Here is a 24244-nt window from a genome sequence, read left to right as displayed (position 1 = left end):
TCCGACACCGCTTCGGACCTCCGCAGCACGACCGGCCGCCGATCGGGCAACCTGTGCCGGGGTCCGGGAGGCGGGGGAGGGAGCGGTGTGGGCGGTGCTCGGGTGCTGGTGGACCGGTACCGGCTGGACGGGGTGCTCGGCGTGGGCGGCATGGCGCGGGTCCACCTCGGCTGGGACCTGCGGCTGCGCCGACCGGTCGCGGTGAAGGTGTGCACCGCGACCGACGAGGTCGGGGTGCGGCGCTTCGCGCACGAGGCGCGGACCCTCGCCGCCCTGGTCCACCCCGGGCTCGTGCCCGTCTACGACCTGGCCGAGTCCGGCCCGACGCCGTTCGTGGTGATGCGGCTGCTCGACGGCGGCACCCTGCGCGACCTGCTGGCCGCCGGGCCGCTGCCGACCGGGCGGGTCCGGGAGCTGGGCGCCCGGCTGGCCGACGCGCTGGCCCACGTCCACTCGCGCGGCGTGGTGCACCGCGACGTGAAGCCCGGCAACGTCCTGCTCGACCGCCACGGCGCCGCCCACCTGGCCGACTTCGGCCTGGCCCGCTCGGCCGACGCGACCCGGCTCACCCGCGTGGACGAGGTCGTCGGCACCGCCGCCTACCTGGCGCCCGAGCAGATCCGGGGCGAGGACGTGGGCCCGCCCGCCGACGTCTACGCGCTGGGCCTGGTGCTGCTGGAGTGCCTGACCGGGCGGCGCGAGTACGGCGGCGGCGTGGTGGCCGCCGCCAACGCCCGGCTGCACCGGCCGCCGGAGGTGCCCCGGGACCTGCCCGCCGACCTGGTGCGGCTGCTGACGCTGATGACCTCGCTGTCCGCCCGCCGCAGACCGACGGCCGACCGGTGCGCCCGCGACCTGGGCGCGACCTGAGCGGTCACCCCCGGGGCGGTCACACCAGGGCGACCACGTCGGCGGCGCACCCCCACGACAGCGTGACGCCCGCGCCACCGTGGCCGTAGCAGGACACCACCACCCGGCCGTCGCGGACGACCCGGTCCAGCCGCACGACCGACCGGGCCGGCCGCAGCCCCACCGCCCGGCTCACCGGGGCCGCCCCGCGCAGCTCGGGCACCAGGTCCCCGACCCGCGCCAGGATCGCCGCCTCCACCTCGGCCGACGGCTCCAGCGAGTGCTCGCCCCGGTCCGCCGTGCCGCCGCACACCACGTCCACCGCCCGCGGCACCACGTAGGTCAGCCCGGCCGGGTTGTCGTCGTCGATCAGCCAGTCGGTCAGCCCCGGGTTGGCCACCCGCACGACCTGGCCGCGCACCGGCACCGGCCCGTCGTCGTCCCCGACCAGCACGCCCGACCGCAGCCCGGCGGCGACCACCACCGTGCCCGGCACCTCCGCCAGGTCGCGCACCTCGCCCACCACCGTGCGCACCCCGGCCGCCGCCACCAGCCACGCCAGGTACCGGTCCATCTCGACCACCGGCAGCGTGCACCGCGTCGCGCTCACCACCCCGGCGGGCAGCCCGGTCCCGACCGCCTCCGCCGACGGCACGGCGGCCGTCCACCACAGGTCCGGCGAGGCGCTGCGGTGCAGCACCAGTCCCGACCGCAGGGACACCCCGGTCCGCGGGTCCCCGGCGAGCGAGCCGAACGCGCGCAGCGACTCCGCGCCCCACCTCAGCACCGCGTCCGCCGGGGCGGCTTCGTAGGGGAACCACACCGCCGCCGCGACCGCGGACGTGGTCCGCCCCGGCGGGTCGGCGGTGATCACCGTGACCTCGTGCCCGGCCCGCGCCAGCTCGTGCGCGCAGGTGTACCCGACGACCCCACCACCGATGACGGTGACCTCGCGCGACGTCCTCACCCCGACATCATGACGGGTCGGGCGGACATCCGTCGAAAGCGGTCGCCGAAAAGGTCCCGGGGACGATGAATTCCGCCGGAAAAAGTGATATGGCGCTCCGGCGCAATCCGTGCGGACGCCCTTTCGCCCGCCCATCCGATGAGTTCGGCGTCACACCGGCCATGTGACTTTCGGACCTGCCGGAGCCTTTCCCGAATTCCTTAGTTTGCGGGTGCCGTCCGATTGGATGAGGGGGAGACCAGGGTGAAGAGCAAGGTGAAACGGCTCGTCGCGGCGTTGGGCACCGCTGTGGTGGCCGCGTCCGGGCTGATCGCGGTCGCGCCGACGGCGTCGGCCGCCAACCTGACCGAATTCCACGAGCAGGACGTGGACTGGGCCGCGTGCGACGGGTTCGCCGAGTTGCAGTGCGCCACCATCACCGTTCCGCTGAACTACCGGAAGCCGAACGCCGAGCGGTTGCAGGTGGCCATCAGCAAGCGGCCCGCGAGCGACCCGGCCAAGCGCCGCGGCGTGCTGCTGCTCAACCCCGGCGGACCCGGCGGCCCCGGGCTCGACCTGCCGCTGTACTTCGCGACCAACCGGATCGCGGAGACCTACGACCTGATTGGCTTCGACCCGCGCGGCGTGGGGAGGTCGAGCCCGCTGCTGTGCGAGGCGGCCGACCAGGTCGGCACCCTGACCACGCGGCCCACCGACGCCGAGTTCGCGAACTGGACCGCCACCGCGCGGGCCGCCGAGGAGGCGTGCGCCAGGGCCGCGGGCGGCATCCGCCCCTACGTCAACACCCCGAACACCGCCCGCGACATGGACGTCATCCGGGCCGTGCTGGACGAGAAGAAGATCAACTACCTGGGCTTCTCCTACGGCACCTACCTGGGCGCGGTGTACGGGACGCTGTTCCCGACCAGGCTCGACCGCAACGTCCTGGACTCCTCGGTGCACCCGGAGTGGATCTGGCGCGAGCAGTTCAAGGCCCAGTCCCGGGCCATCCGCGACAACGTGGACACCTTCTTCGCCTGGGTCGCCGAGCGCGACAGCCGCTACGGCTTCGGCACCACGGCCGCCGAGGTGCTCGCCACCAGCGAGGAGCTGTCGGCCCGCCTGGCGGTGGAGCCGTGGGAGGGGTACCTCGACCAGAGCACCTGGGACGTCGTCGTCGGCGCCAACGCCCGGTACCGCGAGATCTGGGACCTGCTGGCCGAGGACATGGCGCTGATCCGGCGCGACGTGCTGGGTCAGGAGGTCGCGCCCGAGCGGGTGGCCGACGCGGTCGCGGCGACCAGGGCGCTCTACGAGCTGGGCATCGCCCAGACCGTGCCGGGCGTGTTCCAGACCGTCACCTGCGAGGCCGACTGGCCGACCGACCTGAACACCTACTACGACGACATGCGGCGGTACCGGGTCCAGTACCCGTACGGGTTCGGCGTGCTGCGCGCCGCGCCGACCGAGTGCACGTTCCGCACCTTCAAGACCACCGACCGGGTCACCGACCTGAAGCGGACGAGGTACCCGGTCGGCCTGGTCGTCCAGGCCGACTCCGACCCGCAGACCCACTACGACGGCGGGCCGGCCATGGCGACCAGGCTCGACGACGCGCTGGTCTCGGTCTCGGACGAGGGCACGCACGGCCTGTACGCCCGCAACGAGTGCGTGACCGCGCTGGTCGACCGCTACCTGGTCGACGGCGTGCTGCCGGGCAGCCGCGTGGAGTGCCCCGGCGCCCCGCGCCCGGACGTCCCGGCCGACGGCGCGTTCGCCGCGACCGCCGACGCCGAGCGCCCGGCCCCGGCGTCGGACCTGGAGGCCCGGGTCCGCGACTTCGTCGACCGGAAGAAGTTCACGGGCCCCGGCTACTGAGGACCCTCGGCTGCTGAGGACCCCCGGTCGCGGGGGACCTCCGGCTGCCGGGGACCCCTGGCTGCCGAGGAGCCCCGGCTGCCGAGGAGCCCCGCCGACGAGAAACCCGAGACCGGCCCCGGTGGCCCGGACGGCGGGCGCCGTCCGGGCCACCGGCGCGTCACGGGGCGGGCAGCGGGTACACCGCCACCATGAGTTCAGCACCAGCGGTCGCCGCGTCCAGCCTGTGGGTCGACGAGGACGGCGTGCGGCAGCCCTCGGGCGACGTGCACGCGTGGACGCCCGGCACCAACCAGACCCTGTGCGGCCTGGCCCTGAGCCGCAGCCGGCTGGGCAGGTTCCAGCACGTGAGCTGGGCGGACGCGGTGTGGATCGAGCAGACCACGGACCACGGGCTGCACCTGTGCCCGAAGTGCTCGGCCGCCACCACGCCCAGGTCGCAGCGCGGCCGCCGGTGGGCGCGCGTGCGCCCGCGCCCCTGAGCGACCGGCCCGGCCGGCGCGTCAGGGCCGGCCGGGCGCGGCGGTCTGCCCGGGCTGCGCGTGGCGCAGCGGCATGCTCGGCTCGGGTGAGGTCGCGGGCGTCACGGGGGAGCCGCCGGGCGTGGAGCCGGCGCCCGGCGCGTTGCGCGGGTCGCCGCCCGACGGCTCGGCGCCGTCGTCCAGCTCCGCCAACCGCGCCGTGAGCACCTCCAGGACCGGGACGCGGTTCCCGTGCCCCCGTTCGTGCTCCACCACCAGGGCCAGTTCGTCCCTGCTCAGCGAGCGGACGCGGTGCCGCAGGTCACCCAGGGGGAGCTGGTCGTAGTCCGGGATCGGCAAGTCGTTGCTCATACCCGGTCGGCTACCCGACCGGTGCCCGGGAAAACGGTCGCCGCGTCACCCCGCCGGGTCACGGCGCCCGGCGGTCGGGGCGGTGGAGGTCACGCGACCCCGTGCCGACGGGTGAACCGTGAGGTCGCCGGGCACCACGAGATGCGCCCCGGCACGGGATGGGGTCGGATTCCGGTGTGCCGGTTCGCGCGCCGGTACCGTTTGCCTCTAATGTCCGATTCGTACATGACGGGTGATCAGGAAAGCGAGGAACCCGGTGCTTGAGATCGACACCCTCACCTGGGTCGTCACCGTGGGGCTGATCCTGGTGCTGCTCGCGGTGGACCTGGTGCTCGCGGCCGTCCGCCCCCACAAGGTCGGCTTCGCCGAGGCCACCGCCTGGTCGGTGTTCTACATCCTGGTGGCCGTCGGCTTCGGCATCTGGATGTGGACGGCCCACGGCAGCGAGTTCGGCACCGAGTACTTCGCGGGCTACATCGTCGAGAAGTCCCTCTCGGTCGACAACCTGTTCGTGTTCGTGATCATCATGACCACGTTCGCGGTGCCCGAGGAGCACCAGCATAAGGTGCTGACCTTCGGCATCGTGCTGGCGCTGGTCATGCGCGCCATCTTCATCGCGGTCGGCGCGACCCTGCTCTCGCTGTTCTCGTTCATGTTCCTGCTGTTCGGCCTGCTGCTGATCTTCACCGCCGTGCAGCTGTTCCGGCACCGCAACGAGGACCCGGACGTGGAGAACAACGCGGTCGTGCGCACCGCCCGCCGCCTGCTGCCGCTGTCCACCGAGTACCGGGGCGGCAAGCTGTTCGCCCGCGAGAACGGCAGGCGGGTCGGCACGCCGCTGCTCATCGTGCTGGTCGCCATCGGCGGCATCGACCTGCTCTTCGCGCTGGACTCCATCCCGGCCGTGTTCGGCGTGACCGAGGAGCCGTTCATCGTCTTCGCCGCCAACGCCTTCGCGCTGCTCGGCCTGCGCGCCCTGTTCTTCCTGGTGAAGGGCCTGCTCGACCGGCTGGTCTACCTCTCCGCCGGCCTGGCCGTCATCCTCGGGTTCATCGGCGTGAAGCTGATCCTGCACTGGGCCCACGTGGACCTCTCGCCCGACGTGCCCGAAATCCCCACCCCCCTCAGCCTCGGGGTGATCATCGCGATCCTGGTCGTGGTCACGGTGGCGAGCCTGCTCAAGACCCGCCGCGACCCCGCCGCCAAGGCGCACCCCGGTTCGCTGCGCGCCCGCCGCCCGAACCACGAGGAGGACGGCGGCGCCCGCTGAGGCACGCGCGGCGCGGACCGGCCCACGACCGCACGGGCGGGTCCGCGTCGCCGATAATCGATCGCTGCGACCGCACCCGCTGCGGCAGCATGGCCGGTCCGAGTTCGTAATCCCCGGGAGGGAGACGGATGACCGCGCCCGGAGCACGTGGCGACGCGGAGGACCCGACCACCAGGAAAACAGCGGTGCTGCTCGCGCTGCGCTACTACCTGCGCGAGCTGGTCCGCCAGAAGAAGACCGCCACACCGGCGCTCCTGCTGCCCGCGCTGGGCAACATCTGCCACTACTACCTGCCGCCGCTGGTGGTCGCCGCGCTCGCGGGCCGCATCGCGGACGGCGCGACCGTCGACGTCGCCACCGCCCTGCCCTACGTGCTGACCTTCGCCGGCCTCGCACTGGCGGGGGAAGCCCTGTGGCGGGTCGGGCTGCACTGCCTCAACCGCGCCGACGGGCGCGGCATCGAGCACCTGTCCGTGTTCGGCATGGAGGAGCTGCTGGCCAAGGACGCCGCGTTCTTCCACGACAACTTCGCCGGCTCGCTCACCAAGCGGGTGCTCAGCTTCGCCGGGAGGTTCGAGCAGTTCATCGACGCCATGGCGTTCTCCGTGCTGTCCAACCTGATACCGCTGGTGTTCGCCTCGGTGGTGCTGTGGCGCTACGACCCGCTGCTGGTGGTCGTCCTGATCGGCTTCATCCTGGTCACCGCCCTGGTCGTGGCCCCGCTGATCCGCCGCCGCCAGCGCCTGGTCGACGAGCGGGAGGCGGCCATCGCGCGGGTGTCGGGCCGCGTGGCCGACACCCTGTCGAACATGGACGCGGTGCGGGCCTTCGCCGCCGAGGAGCGCGAGAACGCCGAGCACCGCGAGCGCGCCGCCGAGCAGCGCAGGATCGCCATCCGGTCGTGGGACTACGCCAACCTCCGCATCGACACCGCCATCGCGCCGATGCTGGTGATCACCAACGCGCTGGGCCTGCTGCTCGCGGTGAGCCTGGGCGGCGGCGCGCTCGGGGTGGAGGCGATCGTGGTCGCCTTCACCTACTTCACCAACGCGACCCGGATCATGTTCGAGTTCAACAACATCTACCGGCGGCTGGAGAGCTCCCTGACCGAGGCGGCCCAGTTCACCGAGCTGCTGCTCACCCCGCCGCAGGTGGTCGACCCGGCGGACCCGGTGCCGCTGCGCCCGTCCACCGCCGAGGTCCGCTTCGAGGACGTGACCTTCGCCCACGCCGGCGCGCCGCCGCTGTTCGCCGGCCTGGACCTGACCGTGCCCGGCGGCACCACAATCGGCCTGGTCGGCCGCTCCGGCGGCGGCAAGACCACCCTGACCCGGCTGCTGCTGCGGCTGATGGACATCCAGGGAGGCCGGATCCTGGTCGGCGGCCAGGACATCGCCCGGCTGCGCCAGGCGGACCTGCGCAGCCTCATCGCGTACGTGCCGCAGGAACCGGCCATGTTCCACCGGACCCTGTGGGACAACATCGCCTTCGCCCGGCCGGGCGCCACCGACGCCGAGGTGCGCGACGCGGCGCGGGCGGCGCACGTGTTCGAGTTCGCCGAGGCCCTGCCCGAGGGGTTCGGCACGCTGGTGGGGGAGCGGGGCGTCAAGCTCTCCGGCGGGCAGCGCCAGCGGGTGGCGCTGGCGCGGGCCATCCTGCGCGACGCGCCGATCCTGCTGCTCGACGAGGCGACCAGCGCGCTGGACTCGGAGAGCGAGCTCCTCGTCCAGGAAGCCCTGTGGCGGCTCATGGAGGGGCGCACCGCGCTCGTGGTGGCCCACCGGCTCAGCACCGTGGTCCGCCTGGACCGGCTGATCGTGCTCGACCACGGCCGGATCGTCGAGCAGGGGACGCACGACGAACTGCTGCGGTCGAACGGCGCGTACGCGCGGTTGTGGCGGCACCAGTCGGGCGGGTTCCTGGACGACAGCGAACCGAAGATGTCCACTGTGGATTCGCAGTAGGCGGGGTGGTGGCGGGGCGGGCCGGGGACTGCCGGCCCGCCGCTCAGTCGCCACCGGGCCGAGCGGGCGGTTCGGGTGGACCAGCCGGTTCGGGCAGGTCGGGTCGGTGCCTCAGGTCGGTCAGCGCCAGCACCTGCCCGGCGGCGCTGTCCACCGGCGCGACCAGCTCCGCGTCGAGTTCGCCGGCGACCTCGTGCAGCAGCCGGACCCCGGCGCTGGCCAGGTGCGTCACCCCGGTCAGGTCCACCACCAGGGGCCGCCCGCCACCACGGCTGGCGTCGAGCAGGGCGGTGTGCAGCAGTTCCGCCGTGTGGGCGTCGATCGCCCCCCGCACCGTCAGCACCGGGTGCGCGCCGCGCCGCAGCTCGCTGGTCAGGTCGTCCGCCGGTCGGGCGGCGGGCTGTTCGGGGTGTTCGGGGTGGTCGAGGTGCGGCACGCGGGTCAGCCGGAAAGCCATCCGCACCGTGGTGCCGCCCTCGGACGGCGTCATCTCCACCCGGTCGGCGAAGTGGCGCATCAGCGCCAGCCCCCGGCCCCGGCCGCCCGGCGACTCGGGCACCGGCCGCCACCGACCCCGGTCGGTCACCGCGAACTCGGCGAAGCCGTCGTCGGACAGGTGCGCGTCGACCACCACCACCTCACCCGGCCCCGGCCCCGGCCCGCCGGCGTAGGCGTGCTCGACGGCGTTCGTGACCGCCTCACCGATCGCGTGCTGCACCGCGAACACCCGGTCGCGGTCGACGTCCAGGTCCGCGAGCCAGTCCGCGATCCCGTGCCGCAGCGACACCAGCGCGGCCGGCGTCGCGGGCAGCACCAGGTGCAGCGGCGGCTGCCGCAGGCCCGGACGCCGGGCGACGAGGACCGTCACGTCGTCCTCGTACCCGAGCCAACCCATGCGCTCCACCGCGGCCAGGCACAGCCGGTCGGCCGGGTTCCTCGGCAGCGTGCCGCCCTCGTCGACCGTCTCGGACACCGCGGCCGCGGTCGCGGTCGCCAGCGCGGACAGCCCGGCCGCCAGGGACCGGCCCGAGCGCTCGACCAGGCCGTCCGAGTACAGCAGCAGCGCGTCGTCGGACCCGAGCCGGTCTCGCCACGGCGTGCTCGCGGGCCTGCCGACGCCCAGCGGGGCGTCGTGGCCGGAGCCCGTGAGGAACCGGGTCGAGCCGTCGGCGGCGACCACCAGCGCGGGCGGGTGACCCCGGTTCACCCCGCACAGGTCCCCGGTCGCGGTGTCCAGCTCCACCAGGCACATCGTCGCGGCGCGGGTCGCCGGCAGGCGGGCGGCGAAGGCGTCCAGCTGCGCCACCGCCCCCTCGACGCCCGCGCCCGACCACAGCGCGTGCAGCGCGACCGTGCGCAGCTGCCCCATCGCGGCGGCGGCCGAGGGCCCGTGCCCGACCACGTCGCCGACCAGCAGCACCACCCGGCCACCCTCCCGCCCCGCCGACCCACCGCCCGAGAGCGGAACCACGTCGAACCAGTCGCCGCCCGCCGCCCGCTCGTCACCCGCGACCACGTACCGGGCGGCCAGCCGCACACCGGGCAGGACCGGCAGGGCGTCGGGCAGCAGGGCGCGTTGCAGCACGTGCACGACGTGCTGCGCGGCCTGGTGGCGCTGCTCCGCGTCGCGGCGCGCGGTCACCTGCCCGGTCACCTCCACCGCGTGGGCGACCACCCCGGTGACCACGCCGTGCTCGTCGCGCGAGGGCAGGCAGGTGAAGGTAAAGAACCTCTCCTCCAGCCGCCCGTCACCGTCCCGGTCGACCAGCACCCGCCGCTCGCTGCCCAGCACCACCCGGTCGCCGGTGTAGCACTGCTCGATCAGGTCGAAGACCTGCTGACCGGCTGCCTCCGGCACGGACTCGCGCACCGGCCGGCCGACGAGACCGGGCCGGTCACCGACGGACGCGCGTGCCGCGCGGTTGGCCGCGACCACCACGAGGTCGGGTCCGCGGAACGCCCACACCGCGGCGGGCAGCTCCTCGAAGCAGGCCACGACGGACGCCGGGTCGCCCGCCGGGGTGAGCGCCGACTTGGAATCGGGATCCATGATCACCCCACCCTATGGCCGCGACCACGGCCCTGCCCGCCGCGAACCGGTCCGCTCCCCCGTGAGGGGGAGCGGACCCGACCCTTCCACGTGGGGTTGCGGGATGACCACTCGAACGCACGACGTGCCGGCGGCGGAGGCGATGGGAGACGCCTTCGCCGGGGAGGGAGGTGGAGGGAAGCGAGGTCGCGGGCCGGCCAGATGACGGCGCGGGGAGGGAGTGGTGCAGGGAGGAAGGCGCAGAGAGGGAGTGGCGCGGGGAGGGAGTGGCGCAGGGAGGCGGTGGGTCGGTGAGCGGTGGGGTGGCGCGGGATCGCAAGGTGATCGTCAGGTGCGGTCGCGGGGGTGCGTGGGAGGCTCGTACGTGTCCTCCCCGCCAGCCCACCAGCCGACGCCGGTGCCGGTGCACCCGGTCCGCCCGCTCGACACCACCGAGCGCGAGCTGTGACCGCCGGCAACGACACCGCCGTGCTGGTCGTCCAGGACGAGGACACGACCTCGCCCGCCGACGTCGCCGCGTGGCTGCGCGACCGGATCGACGGGTGGCCCGCGCCGGACGTGCTGCTGATCGGCGTCGTCCTGGGGGAGCTGTTCGACAACGCCCGGCGGCACGGCGCTCCGCCCTTCGTGATCGAGCTGGTCCTCGACCACTGGCGCGAACGGCTGGTCGTCAGCGTGCGTGACCGGTCCCTGCGCCCGAGCGGGCCGTGGCGGACGGCGGCGGGTCTGATGCTGGTGGCCGCGCTGTCCGAGCGCTGGGGAGTGGTGTCGCAGGGACGCAACACGACCGTGTGGGCCGAGATCCCCTTCCGGGACTGATCGCTGACGGTCGCTGACCGGCGACTGCTGCCGGATGACCACCGGCTGACAACCGCCGGCCGTCGTCCGCCGCCGTGTCGCCACCACCCTTCGTCAGTACGCTCGATAACTTCAGTGTTGCTCGAAAGCAACGCTGTTCAACAAGGCGGGGAGCGGAGTCACGGTAATGCCTCCCGGGACTGGCTCCACCGCGCCGGTTCACGGCTCGGGACGCGGTCGATCGGGTCGATCCGGGGCACGGCCGGCGTGACCCACGACCCGCGGTCGGCCTCCGCCGGTCGTGGACCGTCCATTGTGAACACGGTGGTGCACGTGCCTGCGGTGAGCGCGCCGACCCCCAGGCCGAGCAGCATCGCCACGGTGGACCTTCTCCTGCGCGACACGGTGGTCTCCTGGGGGGATCCGGGTACGGGTGGGAGTCGTCCGACGCGGCGTGGCCGGAAGCGTTGCGGCGTAGGAGGTTTCGGGCGGTCGAGGACCGCGATCGAGCAGGAAGGGGAGTGAGGACGACCGCCCTCGGAATCGGCGCCGTGGCAGGGGTGCGCCTGCTGTGATCTTAGCGTGGGGGTGTGTGCGGCAGGGTTTTTCGGGCGCGAGTGAACTCGATCGTGTTACTGGTCGAACACCCGGTCCGCCACCGGAAGCCCGCCGGCGGTCCTACCGGCGGCCGTACAGGCGCGGGTCGCCGCAGCCGGCGAAGTAGTCGGCGAACACCCGGTCCACCGAGGCGAGCGGCAGCAGCGCCCCGTCCCGCTCCAACACCCGCTGGATCACCGGGAGGTCGCCCGGGTGCGCCCCCAGCGCCACCACGACCTCGGCCACCTGCTCCGCCTTCACCTGCGCGCCGATGCGGGCCAGGCACTCGCGCACCGCCACCGCGTCGGCGCGGGCGAGGCGCCCGCCCAGTTCGGCCGTGCGCCGCGGGTCGGCCTCCAGCGCGGCCGCGAGCCCGGTCCCGGTCACCTCGTCGCGCGCGGGGTCGCCGTAGTCCGACACCAGCACCAGCGACAGCGTTTCGTAGGCGATCCGCACCCGTTGCGCGCCGGTGGACGCCGGGTCGAGCCGGAACCCGCGGACGAGCCGCTCGGCCACCGCCACCACGTCCCGGTGGCGCACCGCGCCGTCGGCGTTGGCGTCGAACAACCGCAGCCGGCGCGCGAACCGTGCGACCAGGTCGCCCTCTGCCATGAACAACCCCATCGCGACTCACGGTGCCACAACGTCGGCGCGCTCCGTGTCGATCCACCCATCCATTCCCTGAAAGAGTGAACCCCTCGCCCGGTTACCCGAGCGGGGTGCGGTGAACCGCGCCGGGGTGGACCGCGACGCGCAGGCCGCGCGGCTCGTGGCCCGCGATCTCGTCCTCGAACGCCACCCGGGGCGTGCCGGAGGTCAGCCCGGTGGCGCCGCCGCCCTCGGCGAGCGGCCGGCCGGGTCGCACGGCCGGGGGTTCCGGTCTGGCGGCGGTGCTCCCGGTGGACCGGGCGTGGGGCCGATGACCGACGGTGAGCCGGGGACCCGCGCCCACCTGCGCGGATCGCTCTCCCGGCGGTGTCGCGGACCGGTCGGGGCGGGCACACTGGGTGCAGCGGTGCTCCCCCCGCCGCACCGGCCGGAGGGGGAGCGCGTGACCAGGTACCGGGAGGCGTTGGCCGCCGCCGCGCGCGGTTGGCCGGTGGTGCCGCTGCGCCCGCACGACAAGGCTCCCGCCCTGCGCGGCTGGGAGCACGAGGCCACCACGGACCGCGACCGGATCCGGCAGTGGTGGGTGCACCGCCCCTACAACATCGGCATCGCGTGCGGTCCGGCCGGGCTGCTGGTGGTGGACCTGGACGTGCCCCACGGCCGCGAGGCGTTCGCCCGTCGCGCGTGGCAGCACGGTGCGGAGGACCCCCGCGACACCTATACCGTGGCCACGGCGGGCGGGGGAGAGCACCGCTACTTCCTGGCCCCGGAGGTGCCGCTGGGCAACAGCGTGGGCCGGGTCGCGCCGCACGTGGACACGCGCGGCATCGGCGGTTACGTGGTGGCGGCGGGGTCGCGGGTGGGCGGGCGCCGCTACCGGGTGCTGCGGGACCTGCCGGTGGCGCCGGTGCCGGGTTGGCTGGTGGACGTGCTGGCCCCGCCGCCGTCCGAGGAGCTGGACATCCCGGTCCAGCGGCCCTCGCCGCGGCGCGTCGGCGCCTACCGGGACGCCGTGGTGGCGGGGGAGTTGGAGCGGGTGCGGGAGGCCCGGCCGGGGGTTCGCGCCCACGTGGTGTTCACCGCCGCCTGCCGGTTGGGCGAGCTGGTCGGCGCGGGCTGGCTGGACGCGCACGTGGCCGCGGACCTGCTGCTGGACGCCGCCTCGGTGCACGAGGGCGTGGAGGGGTGGACCGGTCGGGAGGCCCGGCACCACGTCGACAACGGCATCGCCCTGGGCCGCCGTCGTCCTCGCGCGTTGCGGTGACCTCGGCGGGAGGTCACGCCCGAGCGGTCACGCCCGGAGGTCACCCGCCCGAGCGGTCACCCCGGAGCAGCCACCTCCCGGTGGTCACGCCCGAGGTCACCCGCCCGAGCGCCGCTGTTCGCCCAGCCGCCGCAGCACCTCGATCGCCCGCAGCCCGATCGTCGGCACCGCCGCGCCGGCCCGCGCCATCGCGGCCCGGTACGCGGGCACCGCCCGCACCAGGCGGCGCCCGTCGAGCATCCCCACCGCCCGGTCGGCGACCTCGGCGGCCGTCAGCAGCCCGCGGGGGGCGGAGAACAGCACCGCCGAGGCCGGGTCCGGTCGGACCTCGCGCACCATGTCGGTGTCCGCCGCGTCGGGGCAGCAGGTCAGCACCCGCACCGGCACCCCGGCGCGCCTCAGGTCGCCCTGGAGGCCCAGTCCGAAGTTCAGCACCGCCGCCTTGGTGGCCGCGTAGAGGGCCAGTCCCGGCACCGGGCCCAGCGCCGACATGGAGGAGACGTTGAGCACCGTGCCGCCGTGCCCGCGCATCGCCTCCACCGCGACCCGGCTGCCGTGCACCACGCCCAGCACGTTGACCTCGACCAGCCGCCGCACCGCGTCGTCGTCGTGCTCCCAGGCCGGGCCGGTGGCCAGCACCCCGGCGTTGTTCACCCACAGCGCGAGCCGTCCCAGGTCGGTGGCGCGGGCGGCCGCCGCGCGGTGCGCCGCGGGGTCCCGCACGTCCGCCACGAGCCCGTGCCCGCCGATCCCGGCCGCCGCGCCGCCCACGGCGTCGTCCACGTCGGTCAGCACCACCTGGTAGCCGCGTCCGCGCAACCGCCGCGCGATCTCCAGCCCGAACCCGCGCGCCGCCCCGGTCACCACCGCCACGTCCACCCCGCGACCCTAACGACGCCGCGGCCGTCCTGCTCACTGGTCGGCGGGGCGGGTGTTCAGCCACAGGGTGCGCTCGTCGGTCATCACGTCCTCGGCCTGCGCCACCGCGGCGGGCCACTCGTCCTCGTCGACGTCGCGCAGGTGGTCGTGGACCAGCGCCAGGTCGGCGGCGGCCTTGCCGTAGGTGGTGGCCAGCCCGGAGTGCCGCCGCAGGCCCAGCCACGCGGCGCCGCCCGCCACGGCCGCGGCCATCACCCCGGACAGGTCGAGGTCCCACAGCCCGAACACCCGGCACACGGCCAGCCCGAGCGCGGTCAGCTCGCCCACGATGAGCACCAGGCGCCACACCAGGGCCTGCCGCTCGTTGTCGCGGGCCCGGTCCGCGTACCACTGCTTCTGGTCGAGCACCCGTCCGGTCAGGTAGGCGGCGCGGCGCTCGGGGAACGGCCCGGCCCGCAGCGCCACCATGCCGGGGGTGGCGCAGGGGTCGTCGGAGCCCGTGGTCACCCGGCCCTCGCCGGCGGGGAGCACGGCCGCGACCTGGCGCCTGAGTTCGGTGCGCGCCTGCTTCGGCGGCAGGCCCGGCGGGAACGGGTCGGCCGCGACGGCGAACCGCCAGGCCAGCGTCTTGACCGACTCGGCCACCGCGCGGCCGTTGAACCAGTCCCGCTCGGGGTGCGTGGCCAGCAGCAGGATCTCCACGGCCAGCGCGACCGCGAAGCCCGCGACGGACACCGCGGCCCAGAACCCGAACGACCCGATCTTCCACGGCAGCGCCCCGCCGATCGCGGCCACCACCGTCGCCACCAGCCTGACCCGGTTCCACCGCAGGGTGCGCCGCTGCCCGCGGCGTGCCGCGCCGTCGGCGTCGTGGAAGAAGCCGGGTAAGTCGGAGTTCGTCATCCACCCTCCCGCGCGGGGACGCCGCGGTCCCCGCTGATCGACCGAGTTCCGCCGCTCACCGCCGGTCCAGGACCGCCGAGACCACCGCTCCCACCGCGGTGCCCGCCGAGACCACCTGCTCGCCCGACGGGTCCCAGATGCCCGAACCGCCCGCGGCCCGGGAGAACCCCTCGCCGGTCGAGCCGGCGAAGCTCGCCACCGCCACCCACAGCCCGTGCCCGACGGCGATCCGCCGCGCCCGCGCCGCCACCACGTCGGCGTCGACGTCGTGCTCCAGCACGCCCGCCAGGTAGGCGTGCACGCCCAGCGCGGCGGTGTCCGCGGCGTGGCGCGGCACGTCGGTGTCCCGGCACACGGCCAGGCCCAGCCGCACCCCGTCCACCTCGACGGCCGCGGGTCCGGGACCGGGGTCGAAGCACACCGCCTCCAGCGGGCCCAGCCACACCTTCCGGTAGGCGACCCGCACCCCGGAGCCGGTCACCTCCAGCACCCCGATGTGCCGCTCCGCCACGGGGGCGCCGGCCAGCGCGGTGGCGCCGGTCTCGGCGCACGCCTCGACCAGGGGTGCGAGCAGGTCGAACGACACCTCGGGCGCGTCGAGGTGGTAGCCGGTCAGCGACAGCTCCGGGAACACCACCACCCGCGCGGCGGCCGCGCGCACCGCCTCGGCGTGGGCCGCCGCGTTGGCGGCCACGTCGTAGGCGGTGCAGCGCGGCTGGGCGACCGCAACGGTGATCACCCGGCCAACCCTAGCGCGGCACCCGGGCCCAGTCGGTGTCCGACGCGAGGTGGAAACCCGGGTGGGCGGGCTGGTTGTAGGTGGTCTGCTGGCATGCCACGTCGACCCGGTACTGGGGGTCGTGCATCAGGGTGTACATCTTGTGGCCGGTCACCTCCGTGCTGACGTGGACGCGCAGTGCCGAGCTGTCGGCGGTGCGCACCACCAGCTCCTCCCGCCAGTCGCCGAGCACGTCGGCGACCAGCGACGGGTTGCCCTTGGTGCCGTTGTTGGTCAGCGTGCCGGCGGCGGTCAGCAGCGTGCCGCGCCGCCAGTCGCGCACGGTCGGTTCGGCGGTGCCCGAGCCGTCGACGACCTGGGTGGTGAGGTCCGCCGCCCACCGGATGCTCTGGTTGGTGCCGGGGATGGCCTCGGACAGCCGCCGCCCGTCGGCCGACCACAGGCCGACCGCGCCCGCGCCGCCCGGCACCGACGCCCAGGTCTCCAGCCCCGGTTCGGCCGGCAGCACGTCGCCCACCATGCCGCGCCCGGTGTCCACGCCGGTGTAGCCGCCGTAGATCACCTGACCGGTGGAGGCGTCGCGCAGGGTGTAGCCGTAGGGCGCGGAGCGGGCGCCCTCGTGGACCATGTAGATCTCCAGGCCGGGGCGGGCCGGGTCGATGTCGGTCACGTGCAGGGCGTCGCCGTGCCCCAGCCGGGCCCGTTCGCCGGGGTTCGCGCTGCCCGGCGGCAGTTCGGCGAAGGAGCTGTAGCGCAGCGACCCGTCGTGGTCGATGGTGGCCGCGCCGTAGACGATCTCCTGCTTGCCGTCGCCGTCCACGTCGGCCGCGCTGAGCGAGTGCGCGCCCTGGGTGGTCAGCGTGCCGTACTCCGGGGAGGTGCCGTCGCGGCCGTGCACGGGGTCGTTGAACGGGTTGGCCATCGGCACCCACCCGCTGTCGACGAACCAGTCCCGCCGCAGTTCCCGGCCGTCCCAGCGGTAGGCCACCAGGGTGCTGCGCGTGTAGTAGCCGCGGGCGAACACCGCCGAGGGGCGCCTGCCGTCGAGGTAGGCCACCCCGGCCAGGAACCGGTCCACCCGGTTGCCCGGCTCGATCCGCGCCAGCGCGTAGTCGCCCCACATGAGCCCGTCGTCGTGGCGGCCCGGTTCGTAGCGCGCGGTCGTGAGCTCCCGGCCGGTGGCCCCGTCCAGCACGGTCAGGTACTCGGGGCCGGAGAGCACGAACCCGGCGAACGCCCGCAGGTTGTTGCGCGCGCTGCGGCTCGGCGCGTAGACGTCCACGAAGTGGTCGACCAGGGCCCGCGCGTCGGCGTCGGAGAGGGGGTAGGTGTGGCGCACGGGGATGCCGAACGCCTGCTCCAGCGTGGCCGGCCACCGCCCGGCCACCACCTCGGGGTGCTCGTGCCAGCCGCGGAAGACCCGGACCAGGTGCTCGTGGTACCCGGCGGCGTCGAGCCGGTAGTCGTCGCGGTGCGAGTAGCCCGCCCGCACGTCCTCGCGCGGCATGGTCACGTGCCGCTTCGAGATCTCCCGGCCGCGCCGGTCGTAGGAGGTGACCGAGGTGCCGGGCGCGGTCTTGAGCATCATCTCCGACCGGCCGTCGCCGTCGAAGTCGTAGACCAGGAACTGCGTGTAGTGCGCGCCCGAGCGGATGTTCACCCCGAGGTCGACCCGGTGCAGCAGCGTGCCGTCGAACCGGTAGGTGTCCACATAGGTGGGTCCGGTGTAGCCGACCTGCGAGACGTCCTTGGAGTTGGACGGGTCCCACTTCACGACGTACTCGTAGCTGCCGTCGCCGTCCACGTCGCCGACGCTCGCGTCGTTGGCGGAGTACGTGTAGGACTCGCCCGCCGGGGTCACGCCGTCCGCGGGCTTGCGCAGCGGCAGGTCGTGGAAACCGCCCTCCCACGGCGACACCGACCCGCTCACGCCCACCGGCACGCCCCGCACCAGGGGCGCCACCCGGTAGTGCGAGCCGCCCTGGCGGTCCAGGAAGTTGGTGCTGTCGGTGACCGTGGCGACCCGGCGGCCGTCGCGGTACACCGCGAACGCCGGGCCGGCCAGGCCCGTGGCGGTGTGGCCGGTGGCCTCGTGGCGCAGCAGGCGCCAGCTGAGGAACACCCCGGTGTCGGTGCGCACGGCCACCAGGCCCCGGTCCAGGCGCTCCAGCCGGGGGCCACCACCACCGGTGGCGCCGGCCGGTGGCGCGGTGAGCAGGAGGGCCGTCGCCGCCAGCACGGCGAGCAGAGGGCGGGAACGCGAGCGGGTCATCGGGCCTCCCGGGGCGCGACGGTGCGCGAGGTGCGTGACGAGGCCACACGATGAACCGTTTCAAGCCGAAAGGCAAGCCCTCCGGAACCTCTCGGCGTTCTCCCAGGAAAGCGCTATCCTTGACGCCGTGATGCACCTCACCTACGTTGTTTGAACCGATTCAAACGAGAGGTGAGGGCGATGGGACGAGTGTCTCGCCGGAGCGCGGCCGGTCTGCTGGTCGGACTGCTGACGGCGACCGCCGCGCTGTCCGGGTGCGGCGGCGACCAGGGCGACGGACCGGTGACGCTGCGGTTCGTCTGGTGGGGCAACGAGGACCGCGCCGAGGTGACCAAGGCCGCCGTCGAGGAGTTCCAGCGGCGCAACCCCGACATCAGGGTGGAGACCGAGTACAGCGGGTACGACGCCTACTTCCAGAAGCTGTCCACCCAGGTCGCCGGCGGTGCCGGGCCCGACCTGCTCCAGCTGGACCGGGCCACCCTGGGCGAGTACGCGGGCCGCAACGTACTCGCCGAGCTCGACGAGTACGCGGGCGGCCCGCTCAGGCTCGACCGGATCCCGGCTAACCTGCTGGAGGGCGGCAAGGTCGACGGCAAGCAGTACGCCGTGGCCGCCGGCGCCACCACCCAGGTGCTGGTCTTCGACCCCACCCACTTCGAGGCGGTCGGCGCGGAGGTGCCCACCGCGCCCGGCGAGAAGTGGACCTGGGCCGAGTTCGCCGAGGCCATGGGCAGGGTCGGCGCGGCCGGGACCGTCGCCGGCACCACCGACTTCGGCTGGGCCATCGACTGGTTCGAGGTCTGGCTGCGCCAGCACGACAAGCAGCTCTACACCCCCGAGGGCGAACTCGGCTTCACCGCCGAGGACCTCGCCGGGTACTGGGAGATGATCGGCGCCATGCGCGCCGGCAAGGGCGTGTCCGCGGCCGAGGTGACCACCAAGATGGACGGCTCGGTGCAGAACTCCGGCATCGTCACCGGGCAGTCCGCCTCCGAGATCGGCTACGACTCCACCGCCACCGGCTACTTCGGCGCGTTCGGCCCGAACCTCAGGCTCGCCCCCGTGCCCAGCGACGTCGCCGAGAGCGGCATGGCCGCGCTGCCCCCGGTGTCCTTCGCCGTCGCCCGCCGCTCCGAGCACCGGGAGGCCGCGGTGAAGCTGCTGGACTTCCTGCTCAACGACCCCGAGGCGGGCAAGCTGCTCGGCGCCTCCCGCGGCGTGCCGCCCAACGAGGACGTCCGCGCGCAGGTCTGCGCGGGCTCGACCGAGGCCAGCAAGGCGGTGTGCGACTACGAGCAGGCCCAGCAGGACAAGATCGGCCCCGCCTTCGGCGCCTGGCCCACCGGCTCCTCGGCCGTCAAGCGCGACTTCCAGCGCACCTACGACGACGTGATCTTCAACCGGGTCGGCGTCGCCGAGGCCGCCGCCCGCGTCGTCCAGGACGCCGAGACCTCACTGGGGTCCTGACCGAGATGACGCAGTCCGTGCTTGCCCGAGCGGGCACCCCCGACACCCCGCCGCCGGCACCCGCGCTCCCCGCGCGCCGGCGGCGGGGCCAGGGCGTGGCCTACCTGTTCCTGTCGCCCTGGATCGTCGGGGCGGTGCTGCTGACCATCGGCCCGATGGCCGCCTCGCTGTACCTGTCGTTCACCGACTACGACCTGTTCGACGACCCGGACTGGGTGGGTGTCGACAACTACGTCACCATGTTCACCGGCGACGAGCGGTTCTGGCACGCGGCGTGGACCACCACCAAGTACGTGCTGCTGTCGGTGCCGCTCAAGCTGGCCCTGGCGCTCGCCGTGGCGCTGCTGCTCAACCGGCCCCGCCGCGGCGTCGGCCTCTACCGGTCGGCGTTCTACGCGCCGTCGCTGCTGGGCGCGAGCGTGAGCGTGGCGCTGGCGTGGCGGGCGCTGTTCTCCACCGACGGCACCGTGGACGGGCTGCTGGCCCGGATCGGCATCGACACCGGCGGCTGGGTCGACCAGCCGCAGTACGCGCTGCTCACCCTGGTCGCGCTGGCCGCGTGGCAGTTCGGCGCGCCCATGGTGATCTTCCTGGCGGGCCTCAAGCAGGTGCCGCGCGAGCTCTACGAGGCGGCGGCCATCGACGGCGCGGGCCCGGCCCGGCGCTTCCTCAGCGTCACGCTGCCGATGCTCTCGCCGGTGATCCTGTTCAACCTCGTGCTGGAGACCATCAACGCCTTCCAGGCGTTCACCGGCGCGTTCGTGGTCAGCAGCGGGCGCGGCGGGCCCAGCGACTCGACCCTGCTCTACCCGCTGTACCTGTACCAGCGCGGGTTCACCGACTTCCGGATGGGCTACGCCTCGGCCATGGCGTGGGTGCTGCTGGTCGTGGTGGCGCTGCTGACCGCCCTGGTGTTCCGCAGCTCCAAGCGCTGGGTGTTCTACGCGGGGGAGGACCGGTGACGCTGTCCAGGAAGGTCCTGTGGCACGTCGTGGTGATCGGCGCGCTGCTGGTGCTGCTGTACCCGTTGGCGTGGCTGGTGTCCACCTCGTTCAAACCCGCCACCGAGGTGCTGTCCACGCTCTCGCTGCTGCCCCGGGAGCCGACCGGGGACAACTACGCCCGGGTGTTCGACGGGGTGGGCGAGTTCGGCGTGCTGCACTACTTCGGGAACTCCCTGCTGATCTCCGTCGGCGCGGTGATCGGCAACGTGGTGTCCTGCTCGCTCGCGGCCTACGCGTTCGGGCGGCTGCACTTCCGCGGCCGGGGACCCCTGTTCGGCTTCATGATGATCACCATCATGCTGCCGCACCACGTGGTGCTCATCCCGCAGTACGTCATCTTCCAGCAGCTCGACATGGTCAACACGTTCTGGCCCCTCGTGCTGCCCAAGTTCCTGGCCACCGACGCGTTCTTCGTCTTCCTGATGGTGCAGTTCATCCGCACCCTGCCGCGCGAGCTGGACGAGGCGGCCACCCTGGACGGCTGCGGCCCGGTGGGCACCTTCCGGCACGTGATCCTGCCGCTGCTGCGCCCGGCGCTGATCACCACCGCGATCTTCACCTTCATCTGGACCTGGAACGACTTCTTCTCGCAGCTGATCTACCTCAACGACGCGGAGAAGTTCACCCTGCCGCTGGCGCTCCAGCTGTTCATCGACCAGGCCACCGAGTCGGCGTTCGGGCCGATGTTCGCCATGTCGGTGCTGGCGCTGCTGCCCATCGGCTTGTTCTTCCTGGCCTTCCAGCGTTTCCTGGTGGACGGTGTGGCGACCTCCGGGTTGAAGGGGTAGCGATGAACGCGTGGGCGCGGCCGCCGGCACTGCTGGCCGAGGTGCTGCTGATCGGGGTGCTGGTGTGCCTGGCGGCGTTGCCGCTGGTCACGGCCGTGCCCGCGCTGGCGGCCGGGGCGGTGCTGCTGCGGGAGCTGGTGGAGGACGGCCGCACGCCGACCGCGCGGCGGTTCGCCGTGCTGCTGGGGCGGGTCCTGCGCGACCCGGTGGCCGTGCTCGCGCCGCTCGCCGTGCTCGCCGTCGGCGCGCTGGACCTGCTCGCCCTGGCCGGCGGGCTGCCCGGCGCGGCGGTCCTGGGCCCGGCGATCGGCCTGGCGCTGGCGGCCGCGGCGCTGGTGCTGCTGCGCACCGCCGCGCGGTGGCGGCCGGGGGAGCGCTGGGCCGCGCTGCTGACCCGACCCCCGCTGGACCCCGCCGGCCACGCCTACCTGGTCGTCGCGCTGGCCGTGATCGTGCTGGTGCTCCTCCAGGCGCCCGCGTTCGCGGTCGTGGCGCCGGGCCTGCTGGTGTTCGCCGCGGTCGCGGTGGAACGCCGGTGACCCCCCGCGTCGTGCTCGCCGGGGCCGCCGGGTACGGGCGGTTCCACCTGCGGGAGATCGCCGCCCTGGAGGCGGCCGGGCGGCTGGAGCTGGCAGGCGTGTGCGAGGTCGAACCGCTGGACGCCGAGGCCCGGCGCCTGGTCGGCGACCGGCCCGTGTCCGCCGACCTGGGCGAACTGCTGCCGGCGGCCGGCGGCTGCCCCGTCATCGGCATCGTCTCCACCCCCATCCACACCCACGTCGACCTGGCCCACCGGGTGCTCGGCGCGGGCGCGCACCTGCTGCTGGAGAAACCGCCCACGGCCACCCTGGAGGACTGGCGCGACCTGCTGCGGCGCTCGACCGGCCGGGTGGTGCAGGTCGGCTTCCAGGGCCTGGGCTCGCCCGCCGTGCGCCGCCTGGCGCACCTGATCCGCTCGGGCGCGCTGGGCGCGGTCCGGGGCATCGGCGTGCGCGGCACGTGGTCGCGCGAGGACTCCTACTACACCCGCGCGCCCTGGGCGGGCCGCCGCACCCTCGACGGCGTCCCCGTCGTGGACGGCGCCCTGACCAACCCGTTCGCCCACGGCATCGCCACCGCGCTCGCCCTGGACGGCAGCACCGGCGTGGACGACGTGGCCGACCTCGAGCTGGAGCTGCTGCGCGCCCGCGACATCGAGGCCGACGACACCTCCTGCCTGCGGCTGCGCACCCGCCGCGGCACGACCGTGGTGGTCGCGGTGACCCTGTGCGCCGAGGTCCCCGCGGACCCGGTGCTCGTCGTGCACGGCACCCGCAAGCGCGCCGAGCTGCACTACACCCGCCACCGGCTCGTCGTCGACGGCGTCGAGGAGCGGTTCGGGCACGACACCCCGCTGGTCAACCTGCTCGACCACCTGGCCGACCCCGCCGTGCCGCTGAACGCCCCGCTGGCCGACACCGGGGCGTTCATGCGCGTGGTGGAGGCCGTGCGCACCGCCCCCGACCCCGTGCCCGTCGACCCGGCGTGGCTGCGCCGCAACGGCAACCGGGTCGACGTGGACGGCGTCGACCACGCCGTCACCCGGGCCACCGAGGGGCTGCGCACCTTCGGCGAGCTGGAGGTGCCGTGGTCACCGCTGGGCGCCGCCGCCCACCACGGCCGCGACACCGCCCGGCTGCCCCTGGTCGTGCCCCGACCCGCGCTGCACCCGGTGCGCACGCTCGGCGGGGTCGTGGTCACCGGCGAGCACCCCGCCGACCACCCCTGGCACCGCGGCATCGGCCTGGCCCTGCCCGACGTCAACGGCGTCAACCTCTGGGGCGGCCGCAACTACGTCCCCGGCCGGGGCTACGTGCCCGGCGAGCTGGGCGTGGTCCGCGAGGTCGGCCCCGACGAGCTGCACTGGTGCGACTCCGCCGGGACGGTGCTGCTCGCGGAACGGCGACGCGTGCGCCGCCGGCTGGTCGAGGGCGGCTGGGAGCTGGAGTGGACCAGCGTGCTGACCGCCGACGCCGAGACCGTGCTGCACAGCCCCGGCAGCAAGGGCCGGGCCGGCGCCGGCTACGGCGGCTGGTTCTGGCGGCTGCCCGACCTCGACCCGGCCACCGTGCACGTGCTCACCCCCGGCGGCACGGGGGAGGAGCAGGTCAACGGGCGCCCCGCGCCGTGGCTGGCGGTGGTCGTGACCGACCCGCGCCGGCCCTGGACGGCCCTGCTCTCCGGACCGACCGACCCCTGGTTCGTCCGGGTCGGGCAGTACCAGGGCATCGGCTCGGCACTGGCCTGGGACCGGCCGCTGGTGCTGGGACCCGGCCGGCGGCGGGAGATCACCGTGCGGGTCGCCTTCCACGACGGCGTGCGCGTCCCGGACGACCTGCGACCCCGGTGGCCACCGTCCTGATCCGACAGTCCCGTGCCAACACCCGATCCCGGAGGTAGTCGTGCGACGTGTGTGCTTCCTGCTGCGGGTCCGCCCCGAGCGGATGGCGGAGTACCGCGAGCGGCACCGCGAGGTGTGGCCGGAGATGCGCGAGGCGCTGCGGGAGACCGGCTGGGGCAACTACACCCTCTTCCTGGCCGAGGACGGGCTGCTCGTCGGCTACCTGGAGACCCCCGACTGGGACGCCGCCCAGCGCGGGATGCGGGCCCGCGAGGTCAACGACCGGTGGCAGGCGGAGATGGCCGAGTTCTTCACCGCGCTGGACGGCCGGGACCCCGACGAGGCCATGCGACCGCTCACCGAGGTCTTCCACCTCGACTGACCCTCCCGCGCGTGCACTCGCATTGGTTCAGCCGTTGAACCGTTGTAACGGCGGAAAGCGCTGGTCCGGATGAGTGGGTCGGCGTCAGGGTGAGACGCTGAATGAATCGTTTCATCCTTGACGGCGGTTCGGGTGCGGTGCTGTGATGTCGCTCAGGGCGTTACCCTGCCGCCGTCTGGGAGCGCTCCCGGAATATCTGCGGACGAATGGAGCAACGGTGCTCACCAACTCGTTCAGAGCACGGGCGATCGCCGCCGCCACGGCGGTCGGCGCGCTGACGGGCGGCCTCCTGGTCGCGGGAGTGGCGTCGGCCGCTCCTGGCTGTGGGGTCGATTACGTGGTGCAGAACAGGTGGCAGGGTGGGTTTTCCGC

Annotated in this window: 23 protein-coding genes; 13 read left to right on the top strand and 10 right to left on the bottom strand. The window is 74.2% G+C overall.

Annotation, left to right across the window (positions count from 1 at the left end; genetic code table 11):
* Positions 1-87: 87 nt before the first annotated feature.
* Positions 88-870 carry a serine/threonine-protein kinase gene (locus Q5530_RS29140; RefSeq protein WP_415366009.1) on the top strand — a complete coding sequence of 261 codons (783 nt, stop codon included), beginning with the start codon at positions 88-90 and terminating at the stop codon, positions 868-870.
* Positions 871-889: 19 nt separating this feature from the next.
* On the opposite strand, the gene Q5530_RS29135 is transcribed toward Q5530_RS29140, so the two are convergent.
* Entirely contained in the window at positions 890-1816 is a 927-nt protein-coding gene (locus Q5530_RS29135; protein WP_415366008.1) for an NAD(P)/FAD-dependent oxidoreductase, read from the bottom strand.
* Between the two features lie 243 nt (positions 1817-2059).
* Here Q5530_RS29135 and Q5530_RS29130 point away from each other — a divergent pair, with 243 nt between their 5' ends.
* Both Q5530_RS29130 and Q5530_RS29125 read left to right on the top strand, forming a co-directional pair.
* Positions 2060-3673 (top strand): alpha/beta fold hydrolase, encoded by a 1614-nt coding sequence (locus Q5530_RS29130; protein WP_415366007.1) that lies wholly within the window; start codon positions 2060-2062, stop codon positions 3671-3673.
* Between the two features lie 191 nt (positions 3674-3864).
* Complete coding sequence (locus Q5530_RS29125; RefSeq protein ID WP_415366006.1) at positions 3865-4155, top strand: hypothetical protein; 291 nt, start codon at positions 3865-3867, stop codon at positions 4153-4155.
* Between the two features lie 21 nt (positions 4156-4176).
* Here the strand turns inward: Q5530_RS29125 and Q5530_RS29120 are convergent, their stop codons facing one another.
* Entirely contained in the window at positions 4177-4506 is a 330-nt protein-coding gene (locus Q5530_RS29120; RefSeq protein ID WP_415366005.1) for a hypothetical protein, read from the bottom strand.
* A gap of 256 nt (positions 4507-4762) precedes the next feature.
* Here Q5530_RS29120 and Q5530_RS29115 point away from each other — a divergent pair, with 256 nt between their 5' ends.
* Together Q5530_RS29115 and Q5530_RS29110 are read left to right on the top strand one after the other, a co-directional pair.
* Positions 4763-5776 (top strand): TerC/Alx family metal homeostasis membrane protein, encoded by a 1014-nt coding sequence (locus tag Q5530_RS29115; RefSeq protein ID WP_415366004.1) that lies wholly within the window; start codon positions 4763-4765, stop codon positions 5774-5776.
* A 128-nt stretch (positions 5777-5904) separates the two neighbouring features.
* On the top strand, positions 5905-7740 hold the full coding sequence (locus tag Q5530_RS29110; RefSeq protein ID WP_415366003.1) for an ABC transporter ATP-binding protein: 1836 nt from the start codon (positions 5905-5907) through the stop codon (positions 7738-7740).
* Between the two features lie 43 nt (positions 7741-7783).
* Here the strand turns inward: Q5530_RS29110 and Q5530_RS29105 are convergent, their stop codons facing one another.
* On the bottom strand, positions 7784-9790 hold the full coding sequence (locus tag Q5530_RS29105; RefSeq protein ID WP_415366002.1) for a SpoIIE family protein phosphatase: 2007 nt from the start codon (positions 9788-9790) through the stop codon (positions 7784-7786).
* 444 nt (positions 9791-10234) lie between these two features.
* On the opposite strand from Q5530_RS29105, the gene Q5530_RS29100 reads away from it, so the two are divergent.
* Positions 10235-10609, top strand: a complete 375-nt coding sequence (locus tag Q5530_RS29100; protein WP_415366000.1) for an ATP-binding protein — start codon at positions 10235-10237, stop codon at positions 10607-10609.
* A 158-nt stretch (positions 10610-10767) separates the two neighbouring features.
* Here the strand turns inward: Q5530_RS29100 and Q5530_RS29095 are convergent, their stop codons facing one another.
* From Q5530_RS29095 to Q5530_RS29085, 3 genes are all read right to left on the bottom strand, one after another.
* Positions 10768-10992, bottom strand: coding sequence for a hypothetical protein (locus Q5530_RS29095; RefSeq protein WP_415365999.1), 225 nt, complete (start codon positions 10990-10992; stop codon positions 10768-10770).
* Between the two features lie 274 nt (positions 10993-11266).
* Positions 11267-11797, bottom strand: a complete 531-nt coding sequence (locus Q5530_RS29090) for a hypothetical protein (protein WP_415365998.1) — start codon at positions 11795-11797, stop codon at positions 11267-11269.
* A 94-nt stretch (positions 11798-11891) separates the two neighbouring features.
* Positions 11892-12050, bottom strand: a complete 159-nt coding sequence (locus tag Q5530_RS29085; protein ID WP_415365997.1) for a hypothetical protein — start codon at positions 12048-12050, stop codon at positions 11892-11894.
* Between the two features lie 186 nt (positions 12051-12236).
* Here Q5530_RS29085 and Q5530_RS29080 point away from each other — a divergent pair, with 186 nt between their 5' ends.
* The gene (locus Q5530_RS29080) at positions 12237-13058 is read left to right on the top strand and encodes a bifunctional DNA primase/polymerase (RefSeq protein ID WP_415365996.1); all 822 of its coding nucleotides are present in this window, start codon (positions 12237-12239) and stop codon (positions 13056-13058) included.
* A 96-nt stretch (positions 13059-13154) separates the two neighbouring features.
* On the opposite strand, the gene Q5530_RS29075 is transcribed toward Q5530_RS29080, so the two are convergent.
* The 4 genes from Q5530_RS29075 to Q5530_RS29060 are packed head-to-tail and all read right to left on the bottom strand — an operon-like array spanning position 13155 to position 17851.
* Positions 13155-13937, bottom strand: coding sequence for an SDR family NAD(P)-dependent oxidoreductase (locus tag Q5530_RS29075; protein WP_415365995.1), 783 nt, complete (start codon positions 13935-13937; stop codon positions 13155-13157).
* Between the two features lie 33 nt (positions 13938-13970).
* On the bottom strand, positions 13971-14840 hold the full coding sequence (locus Q5530_RS29070) for a DUF4231 domain-containing protein (RefSeq protein ID WP_415365994.1): 870 nt from the start codon (positions 14838-14840) through the stop codon (positions 13971-13973).
* Between the two features lie 55 nt (positions 14841-14895).
* Positions 14896-15579: a carbon-nitrogen hydrolase family protein gene (locus Q5530_RS29065; RefSeq protein WP_415365993.1), complete on the bottom strand. Its 684-nt coding sequence runs from the start codon at positions 15577-15579 to the stop codon at positions 14896-14898.
* A 10-nt stretch (positions 15580-15589) separates the two neighbouring features.
* On the bottom strand, positions 15590-17851 hold the full coding sequence (locus Q5530_RS29060; protein ID WP_415365992.1) for a rhamnogalacturonan lyase: 2262 nt from the start codon (positions 17849-17851) through the stop codon (positions 15590-15592).
* Positions 17852-18031: 180 nt separating this feature from the next.
* Between Q5530_RS29060 and Q5530_RS29055 the strand changes: the two genes are divergently transcribed.
* The 6 genes from Q5530_RS29055 to Q5530_RS29030 are packed head-to-tail and all read left to right on the top strand — an operon-like array spanning position 18032 to position 23872.
* Entirely contained in the window at positions 18032-19318 is a 1287-nt protein-coding gene (locus Q5530_RS29055; protein ID WP_415365991.1) for an ABC transporter substrate-binding protein, read from the top strand.
* 5 nt (positions 19319-19323) lie between these two features.
* The gene (locus tag Q5530_RS29050; RefSeq protein ID WP_415365990.1) at positions 19324-20280 is read left to right on the top strand and encodes a carbohydrate ABC transporter permease; all 957 of its coding nucleotides are present in this window, start codon (positions 19324-19326) and stop codon (positions 20278-20280) included.
* A gap of 2 nt (positions 20281-20282) precedes the next feature.
* Positions 20283-21110 (top strand): carbohydrate ABC transporter permease, encoded by an 828-nt coding sequence (locus tag Q5530_RS29045; RefSeq protein WP_415366179.1) that lies wholly within the window; start codon positions 20283-20285, stop codon positions 21108-21110.
* A gap of 2 nt (positions 21111-21112) precedes the next feature.
* Positions 21113-21649, top strand: a complete 537-nt coding sequence (locus Q5530_RS29040) for a hypothetical protein (RefSeq protein ID WP_415365989.1) — start codon at positions 21113-21115, stop codon at positions 21647-21649.
* On the top strand, positions 21646-23511 hold the full coding sequence (locus tag Q5530_RS29035) for a DUF6807 family protein (RefSeq protein ID WP_415365988.1): 1866 nt from the start codon (positions 21646-21648) through the stop codon (positions 23509-23511). The genes Q5530_RS29040 and Q5530_RS29035 overlap by 4 nt, the downstream gene beginning before the upstream one ends.
* A 40-nt stretch (positions 23512-23551) precedes the next feature.
* Positions 23552-23872 (top strand): L-rhamnose mutarotase, encoded by a 321-nt coding sequence (locus Q5530_RS29030; RefSeq protein ID WP_415365986.1) that lies wholly within the window; start codon positions 23552-23554, stop codon positions 23870-23872.
* Positions 23873-24244: the final 372 nt, after the last annotated feature.

This window comes from Saccharothrix sp. BKS2 (assembly GCF_047689505.1).
Lineage (GTDB): Bacteria > Actinomycetota > Actinomycetes > Mycobacteriales > Pseudonocardiaceae > Actinosynnema > Actinosynnema lopnurensis.
The sequence above is the reverse complement of the archived record's forward strand: the minus strand, read 5'-3'. Positions and strand labels throughout refer to the sequence as shown.

Coding starts and splice junctions, on each gene's coding strand:
- Q5530_RS29055 (WP_415365991.1), top strand. CDS start 18,032: ATGGGACGAGTGTCTCGCCGGAGCGCGGCCGGTCTGCTGGTCGGACTG.
- Q5530_RS29050 (WP_415365990.1), top strand. CDS start 19,324: ATGACGCAGTCCGTGCTTGCCCGAGCGGGCACCCCCGACACCCCGCCG.
- Q5530_RS29110 (WP_415366003.1), top strand. CDS start 5,905: ATGACCGCGCCCGGAGCACGTGGCGACGCGGAGGACCCGACCACCAGG.
- Q5530_RS29120 (WP_415366005.1), bottom strand. CDS start 4,506: ATGAGCAACGACTTGCCGATCCCGGACTACGACCAGCTCCCCCTGGGT.
- Q5530_RS29070 (WP_415365994.1), bottom strand. CDS start 14,840: ATGACGAACTCCGACTTACCCGGCTTCTTCCACGACGCCGACGGCGCG.
- Q5530_RS29125 (WP_415366006.1), top strand. CDS start 3,865: ATGAGTTCAGCACCAGCGGTCGCCGCGTCCAGCCTGTGGGTCGACGAG.
- Q5530_RS29105 (WP_415366002.1), bottom strand. CDS start 9,790: ATGGATCCCGATTCCAAGTCGGCGCTCACCCCGGCGGGCGACCCGGCG.
- Q5530_RS29060 (WP_415365992.1), bottom strand. CDS start 17,851: ATGACCCGCTCGCGTTCCCGCCCTCTGCTCGCCGTGCTGGCGGCGACG.
- Q5530_RS29040 (WP_415365989.1), top strand. CDS start 21,113: ATGAACGCGTGGGCGCGGCCGCCGGCACTGCTGGCCGAGGTGCTGCTG.
- Q5530_RS29090 (WP_415365998.1), bottom strand. CDS start 11,797: ATGGCAGAGGGCGACCTGGTCGCACGGTTCGCGCGCCGGCTGCGGTTG.